This window comes from Tissierella sp. (genome assembly GCF_052089545.1).
Classification (GTDB): Bacteria; Bacillota; Clostridia; order Tissierellales; family Tissierellaceae; genus Tissierella_A.
Genome location: NZ_JBQDAA010000110.1, coordinates 1 through 7,729, shown reverse-complemented (window position 1 = coordinate 7,729; position 7,729 = coordinate 1). Strand labels below are relative to the sequence as shown.

Genomic DNA, 7,729 nt, shown 5'->3' with positions numbered 1-7,729 from the left:
CTTTTTATTCTATCGCTATAAAATATTACAAAACCATACAAGCTAGCCTAGTTGGGATCTCCTCCCATACAAACTGACAAACTTCTTTGTTGAAAATGCTCCAATTTTATTATCAGATTTTTATTTTTAAATCCGTCTTATAAAAAGGAGCATCTGTTTTATACTATTGAATATTCTTTTCTATCTATATATTCTTGCACTTTGCCGTCATTCCAATTTTTAACTGGTCTATAATAGCCAGTTATTCTGCTGTAAACTTCTACATCTTCCCCACAATGGATACACTTATCATGTTCACCAAATAAATATCCGTGGTTTTTACATACAGAATATGTTGGGCTCAAAGTATAATATGGAAGTTTATAGTTTTCAGCAATCTTTCGTACAAGTGAAGCCGCTGCCTTCCACTCTGGAACTCTTTCACCTAAAAATACATGAAAGACTGTTCCACTAGTATAGAGTGTTTGAAGATCATCTTGGATATCTAATGCTGTAAAGATATCTTCTGTATATCCAACAGGCAAATGTGAACTATTTGTATAATAAGGAGTTTCGCCATTTTCTCCAGCTGTCCTGATCATTGGATACGTTTCCTTATCATGTTTGGCCAACCTATAAGCAGTAGACTCAGCAGGAGATGCCTCTAAATTATATAGATCTCCGTACTCCTCTTGATAATCTGACAATCTTGTTCTCATATAGTTTAAAACTTCTTTAGAAAAATCTATAGCCACTTCTTCTGTAAGATTCTTTCCAATCCAATTTGCATTTAAAGCAGCTTCATTCACTCCTACTAAACCGATAGTTGAAAAATGATTGTCAAAGCTGTGAAGATATCTCTTTGTATAAGGATAAAGTCCTGACTCTAAAAATTCAGATACAACCCCTCTTTTTACACTTAAAGACCTAGCTGATATATCCATGACCTTATCAAGGCGATTATAAAAGTCTTTTTCTGATTTAGAAAGATAAGCTATCCTAGGTAAATTTATAGTTACAACTCCAACTGAACCTGTACTTTCACCACTTCCAAAATACCCACCACTTTTTCTCCTAAGTTCCCTTAAGTCAAGCCTTAACCTACAACACATACTTCTAACATCTGATGGCTCCATTTCACTATTTATATAATTAGAAAAATAAGGTGTTCCATACTTAGCAGTCATTTTAAACAACAATTCATTGTTTTCACTAGGTGACCAGTCAAAATCTTTTGTTATAGAATAAGTAGGTATTGGATATTGAAAACCTCTACCATTTGCATCTCCCTCAATCATAATTTCAAGAAATGCCTTGTTTATAAGGTTCATCTCTTCTTGACAGTCACCATAGCTAAAGTCCATCTGCTCTCCCCCTACTATGGCAGCTTGATCTGCCAAATCAGCTGGAACAGTCCAATCAAGTGTTATATTTGAAAATGGAGCTTGCGTCCCCCACCTACTAGGAGTATTTACTCCATAGATGAAAGATTCTATACTTTTTTTAACGCTTTCATAGCTTAAAGAATCTGTTTTAATAAAAGGTGCTAGGTAGGTATCAAAAGAACTAAAAGCCTGTGCTCCAGCCCATTCGTTTTGCATAATGCCTAAAAAATTAACCATTTGATTGCAAAGTGTAGATAAATGTTTAGCAGGTGATGATGAAATCTTTCCAACCACACCACCAAGCCCTTCAAGTATTAACTGTTTAAGTGACCAACCAGCGCAATATCCAGTCAACATGGAAAGATCGTGAATATGTATATCTCCATCACGGTGGGCATTTCCAATTTCCTCATCATATATTTCAGATAGCCAATAGTTTGCAGTTATAGCTCCACTATTTGAAAGTATAAGGCCACCTACAGAATATGTCACAGTAGAATTTTCCTTAACCCTCCAATCTTCAACCTTTACATAATCATTTACTATTTTGCTGTAATCAATAAGGGTATTTACTGCATCTCTAGCTTTTTGTCTTTGTTTTCTATAAAGTATGTAAGCCCTAGCTATTTCAGCATATCCAGATTGAACAAGAACAATTTCAACAGAATCTTGTATATTTTCAACAGTTACTACTGGCTCTTTAAGCCCTTTACTTAGTTCTGCAACAACACGAAGTGATAAAAGTTCCAAGACAGAACTATCCATCAAAACTTCTTTTGCATCAAAGGCCTTTTTCATAGCCAAAGTAATTTTTTCAATTTGAAATGGTACAGTTTTTCCATCCCTTTTTATAACAGTATATTCCACAATAACCCCTCCATATTTAAAGTATTTATCTTAAACTAACAGACGGTATAATCGTCTTTAGCATATCCTTTATAGCTATCATTTCTTCCTTAGAATAAGAAGAAAGTGAACTTTCTTTTCTTGTAAAAGAATTTAAAATATCAAATTTTTCTTCAAATCCTTGTAAAAACCACTTAGGACTATTACTTCCTACCATATCTTTTAATTCTTTACCCATCTTGTATAAATCATCTTTAGGGTGTAGTTCTTTTACAACTGTAGTCCTGAGTTCATAATCTAGATTAGAAAGATGAACAAGCTCCAAGCTTTTAGACCAATCCTTGTATAAATCTTTATAGCTACTATTTTGTGATAAACCAACTGATCTATTTAAACTATTTTTAGAACCTTTATAATCCAAAGCTATATAGTCTAGTAAATTTTCATCTAATAGCTTTTTTAACCCATGTGGAAAGATACCATTTGTATCAAGTTTTATCTTTAATCCTAGGTCCTTTATCTTGTAAATTGAATCTATCAGATCTTCTCTCATAAGAGGTTCGCCACCACTTAAAACAACTCCATCTATCAATGTCTTTCTCTTTGTAATATATCCTATAAAGTCCAAGGTCTTATCTTCTTCTCTAGTCTTATATTTTTCAGGTAAAACCAGGTCTGGATTGTGGCAATAAGGACATCTAAGCTGACATCCATTTATAAAGCATATGGCAGAAACCTTTCCAGGATAATCCTGCAATGATACCTTTTCAAAATTGGCAATATCTATAATAATCACCCCACTAATAAGTATTTAAACAGTAAAAAAACTACACCAAAAAAGTGTAGCAACTTTCAATATACACTCTTTCCAGGTCCGGGAAAGTATAAGGATTAATAAATAGGCAATCGGACTTAGAGATAAACTCAATACCGTAGCGGCTCTGTGCAGGATTCAAACCTGCTTCCCCTATTTGTTTAGCTTATTCAATTACCCTTATAATACCACATTATATAGTGGTAGGTCAAGCACATATTACCATATTTGGTGTTTTGCCCTACAAGCTTATTAGTCTAATAAACTTACTTTCTTTGCAATTTTATATTATATTTTTATATGATATACTTGTACTAGAGAAAATTAAGGAGGTATTAAAATATGAATAAAAAAGACTATATGAAAATAGCACATAAAAACTTAAGAGATGTGCTTAAATTTAGATCGGAAAGTGTGAAAAATGGGAAGGTTTATGAAACAGAAGACTTCTTACTTTTTTCTATAGGGACTAAAACAAGTGATGGACATCTAAATGGATGTGTACCTTTTAATACAAAAGCCTATAAGGAAACCTTTGAAGCGGCTGAAAAGTTCTTTGGACAATTAGGATTCGATTATTCAGTTTGGATAAGGGACGGAATAGATACTGATTTAGAGAACTTGCTATTAGAAAAGGACTTTATTCTTCAAAGAAAACCAGGTTCAACCATTATGAAAAAAGAAGAACGAATAAAAGATGCTCCTTTCCCACAAGGATATACTTTAAAAGAAGTAGAAACTCAGGAAGACTTAGATGGTTTTGCTAAAGTTGTGGCAGAAGCTTTTAAAAAAGATGAGCATGTTATAGATGCTATGTTTTCTTCTCAAAAGCCTTATAAGTCAGACCACTCAAAAACATTTATAATATCTGACCCAGAAGGCAGGGTTGTATCAGGTTCTATAACTTCCATATCAGAAGATTCAGCTGGTCTCTACTTTGTAGGAACTCTAGAGTCCCAAAGAGGTAAAGGTCTTGGTAAAGCTGTAGTAAAAGCATCTACAAATTTTGCTTTTGATCTAGGAAAAGATATAGCAATACTACAAGCCTCAAAGCACGGAAAAATCATCTACGATAAACTTGGCTACGATCAAATAGGTATGTATAAACCATATAGTAGAACTAATACAAAGCAAAATACTGAAGGATAAGATTTATAAATAGTCCTGAAATCTTAAATTAAGATTTCAGGACTATTTATATAATTCTTTATTTTATTGAAAATTCAGTAAGTATCACCGGTGTACTAGCTTTTATAATTTCCATTTCTAACTCTTTATTTGTTTCTAAAACAAATAAAGAAAATCCATCAATATTTCTTTTTATACCTTTTTCTTCTAAAGTTACAATAAAATCATTCATAGAAAACATAGTTACTATTTTGGAATCGTGGAGAAAATATTTATCTTCAATACTTAAAATTTGCATCTTTGCATCACTTCCACTTTTAACTATAAAATTATAATCTCTACAATCTAAAGTATTTGTTGAGAATGTATTCCAAGAACCATCAAAGTACTCCGCTTCGTATTTATCCAATTTTCTATTGTACAAGCCTTCATGAAATAAACTTATCTTACCTTCTAAAGGAAGAATGTATCTTTGATAGGAGCTAAAATCAGAAAACCTTGATTCCTTTGATGTAAAGGTAGCTGATGAAATTCTCCATAAAAAATCTCTTTCAGCAAAAATCGCATCTTCTGGATATATGGATAGTTGAGTTGTTTCTCCACCAGACCATTTTGTAGTTAAAAAATCTTCCTTATTAATAATTTTTTCCTTCATACTAACACCTTGCTTTCTTACATTTTATAAGATTTTAAAAGTATTATATTTTTAGATTTTTAAGCGCATTATTAAATTCTTTTATTTTATCTTTATCTTTTACAAGTGGAAGATTTGCTTCTATATTCATTAGACAACCATTTGTCCCTATTTTAGCTAATTCATATCCTATTATTAAATCTGATTGACAATTGGGATTTGAATTTCCTTCTAACTGTACACCAATATCATATACTTTTTTACAAAGTTTAGCATTTTCTAGTGGTGTTGTTGCGCCTATTATTCCAGCATTTGCAATGCCTTGTTTTCTAGCTTCTTTTTCTTCTTCTGTTTCTTTTGGAAGTTTATATGCATCCCTGATTACACCATATGCATTTGCATCATCTACTACACCTTTAAGCAGTTTTTCTCTTATTTCTTCTAACTCTGTTGCATATTCCAATTGTTTTTCTGGTGAAATACCAAAATCTTTTTTTATAGATAATTTACATACCATACCTATGAGTCCACAAGCTAAGGCACCAGATAAAGCAGATGCACTTCCTCCACCAACTGTAACATCGTCTGAGTCTAAAATTAAATCTAATACATCCTTATAATCCATAATAAACCTCCAGTATTTTATTGTTAATATTTATATAACTAAGAGCTCACCCAAGCAAGCTCTTAATCAATGTTTTTATCTCTTTTTATTGTTCATCTAATAACTTTTTTTCTAAAATTTGCTCTATACTAAAATCTTCTATTTGTAAATAATATTCTGCAGCATCAAGTAACGATTTCATAGGAACTGTTCCTATAACTTCACTTCCTACTACATTTACCCCATATCTTTTAGCTTCCATTTTTACCATTTCAAAAGCTTGATAAACTGCTGTTTTTTCAAAGTTTACTAAATTCATTGAAACTTGAGTTTGATTTCTTTCTTCTAATTTTAATCCTATCCCTTTAACAAATCTTAGACCACCACCTATATGTCTTACTGTTTTTGCAATTTTATCCGCAATTTTCACATCAGGAGTATCTAAATTTATATTAAATGCTACTAAAGGAACCCTTGCTCCTACTACTGTACCTCCACTTTTTACATTCATCTCTTGTGGCCCAAAATCTGGTTTCCATTCTTCTTTTTTTATTTTTTCAAAAAATCCTTCGTATTGTCCTTTTCTTATTTTTGCTAGGTTTTTCCTCTTAGGACTTGTTGCTGCATCTTCATATAAATATATTGGGATCCCCCAACTTCCCATTTCAGCTCCTACCTCTTTTGCAACTTCAACACACTCATCTATAGTTACATTGGATACTGGTGTAAAAGGAATAACGTCTGTTGCTCCCATTCTTGGATGAGCTCCTTCATGTTTAGACATATCTATAAGCTCTGCTGCCTTTTTTGCACAATTTATAGAAGCATTTTTTACTTCCTCTGGAGATCCTATCATTGTTAATACAGTCCTATTATGGTCCTTGTCATAAGAATAATCTAAAATTGTTATTCCCTCAACTTTTCTTGCCTCATCAATAATTGATTCAACTATAGATTCATCTCTACCTTCACTAAAATTTGGTACACACTCCATTAATTTTCTCATAATTACCTCCTAAGTTTTTTATAATAATTTATCAATAAAGGTTTTTATAAACCATATTGTCTGTGGTTGATAAATAATATCTACTAAAAACGCTCCAACTATTGGAACTATCATCATAGCTTTTCTACTCATTCCATACCTATCATTTACAGCTGTCATATTAACTAGCGCGGAAGGTGTTGCTCCTAGTGTATGGCCACACAAACCTGCACACATAACCGCCGCATCATAATTCTTACCCAATATTCTAAATACAACAAAATAAGATAATAATACAATTAAAACTACTTGAGATAAAACCACTAGTAGAACTCCTCCTATTAATCCAGAAAGTTCCCATAGTTTTAAAGTCATAAGAGCTAATGATAAATAAAGAACTAACATAACATTTCCAATTTCATCTACTAATGTAAAGTCAAATTTGTAAAAATTAAATTTTTCATTTAAGTTTCTAAGTATTACAGCTACAAACATTGCTCCTACATAAGTAGGGAAACCCATATTAATAATTTCACTTATCCAGCCCGACAAAATAGTTCCTATAGCCATACATATTATAATTGCAGATACGTTTTTAACTATATCAAGTGATGTTAATTTATCACCTGTACCCACATTTACATCTGTAATAGATGTATCAAAATCATCATCTTCATCAGGTTTTAGATTATTTTTCTCAATAAGTCTTCTACCAAGTGGCCCACCTACAAGTACCGCACTGATAAGTCCAAATGTAGCTGCTGCTGCCCCAACTAATGGAGCAATTTCATAGCCCATTTCTGAAAAAGTCTGTCCATAGGAAAGCGCTGCACCGTGTCCACCTATCATAGAAATCGCACTTGCAAGTAATGCATATGGTGCTTCTAATCCTATTGCTTTAGAAATTACTATTCCTAATCCATTTTGTATTATTGAAATTACTCCAGCTACAGCCCAATATATAATTAATAATTTTCCACCTTTTTTAAGTAATTTAAAGCTTGCGCCTAAACCTACTGTTGTAAAAAACGCTAGCATAAATGTTTCTTGAAATATGTTTTCAAAATTGAATGAAAATATGTCGTTTGAATAACCAAACCAGGTAATAAACATAAATATAAATCCACCAATAACTGGTGCTGGAATACAATACCTATCTAATAATTTTATCTTGTTTTTTGTAAAGTTTCCTATTAATAGTAAGACAGCAGCAGAAGCTAAAGTAACTGCTGAGTTTACATTAATTGTAGCCAATCCATCGATAATTTCGAAATTCATAGTATTCCTCCTATATTTAATTTTATATAGCTCGTTGCAGAACTCTACAACTCGCATATTTACTACGTTTATTTAC

General features: G+C 32.1%; 7 protein-coding genes. 1 reads left to right on the top strand and 6 read right to left on the bottom strand.

The window, feature by feature from the left end; genetic code table 11:
* Positions 1-158: 158 nt before the first annotated feature.
* A complete protein-coding gene (locus ACTHW2_RS08545; RefSeq protein ID WP_442263525.1) occupies positions 159-2,231 on the bottom strand; it encodes a ribonucleoside triphosphate reductase in 2,073 nt (690 codons plus the stop codon).
* Positions 2,232-2,256: 25 nt separating this feature from the next.
* Positions 2,257-3,006 carry an anaerobic ribonucleoside-triphosphate reductase activating protein gene (locus ACTHW2_RS08540; RefSeq protein WP_442263524.1) on the bottom strand — a complete coding sequence of 250 codons (750 nt, stop codon included), beginning with the start codon at positions 3,004-3,006 and terminating at the stop codon, positions 2,257-2,259.
* 360 nt (positions 3,007-3,366) lie between these two features.
* On the opposite strand from ACTHW2_RS08540, the gene ACTHW2_RS08535 reads away from it, so the two are divergent.
* Positions 3,367-4,173, top strand: coding sequence for a GNAT family N-acetyltransferase (locus tag ACTHW2_RS08535; protein WP_442263523.1), 807 nt, complete (start codon positions 3,367-3,369; stop codon positions 4,171-4,173).
* A 58-nt stretch (positions 4,174-4,231) separates the two neighbouring features.
* On the opposite strand, the gene ACTHW2_RS08530 is transcribed toward ACTHW2_RS08535, so the two are convergent.
* The 4 genes from ACTHW2_RS08530 to gltS form a co-directional block, all read right to left on the bottom strand.
* On the bottom strand, positions 4,232-4,807 hold the full coding sequence (locus ACTHW2_RS08530) for a HutD family protein (protein ID WP_442263522.1): 576 nt from the start codon (positions 4,805-4,807) through the stop codon (positions 4,232-4,234).
* A gap of 43 nt (positions 4,808-4,850) precedes the next feature.
* Complete coding sequence (locus tag ACTHW2_RS08525; RefSeq protein ID WP_442263521.1) at positions 4,851-5,411, bottom strand: cyclodeaminase/cyclohydrolase family protein; 561 nt, start codon at positions 5,409-5,411, stop codon at positions 4,851-4,853.
* Between the two features lie 85 nt (positions 5,412-5,496).
* The gene (gene ftcD, locus ACTHW2_RS08520) at positions 5,497-6,396 is read right to left on the bottom strand and encodes a glutamate formimidoyltransferase (RefSeq protein ID WP_442263520.1); all 900 of its coding nucleotides are present in this window, start codon (positions 6,394-6,396) and stop codon (positions 5,497-5,499) included.
* Positions 6,397-6,414: 18 nt separating this feature from the next.
* Positions 6,415-7,653, bottom strand: a complete 1,239-nt coding sequence (gene gltS, locus ACTHW2_RS08515; protein ID WP_442263519.1) for a sodium/glutamate symporter — start codon at positions 7,651-7,653, stop codon at positions 6,415-6,417.
* Positions 7,654-7,729: the final 76 nt, after the last annotated feature.

Excerpts from the sequence above, each read along its gene's own strand:
- gltS (WP_442263519.1), bottom strand. The coding sequence starts at position 7,653 with ATGAATTTCGAAATTATCGATGGATTGGCTACAATTAATGTAAACTCA.
- ACTHW2_RS08525 (WP_442263521.1), bottom strand. The coding sequence starts at position 5,411 with ATGGATTATAAGGATGTATTAGATTTAATTTTAGACTCAGACGATGTT.
- ACTHW2_RS08535 (WP_442263523.1), top strand. The coding sequence starts at position 3,367 with ATGAATAAAAAAGACTATATGAAAATAGCACATAAAAACTTAAGAGAT.
- ACTHW2_RS08530 (WP_442263522.1), bottom strand. The coding sequence starts at position 4,807 with ATGAAGGAAAAAATTATTAATAAGGAAGATTTTTTAACTACAAAATGG.
- ftcD (WP_442263520.1), bottom strand. The coding sequence starts at position 6,396 with ATGAGAAAATTAATGGAGTGTGTACCAAATTTTAGTGAAGGTAGAGAT.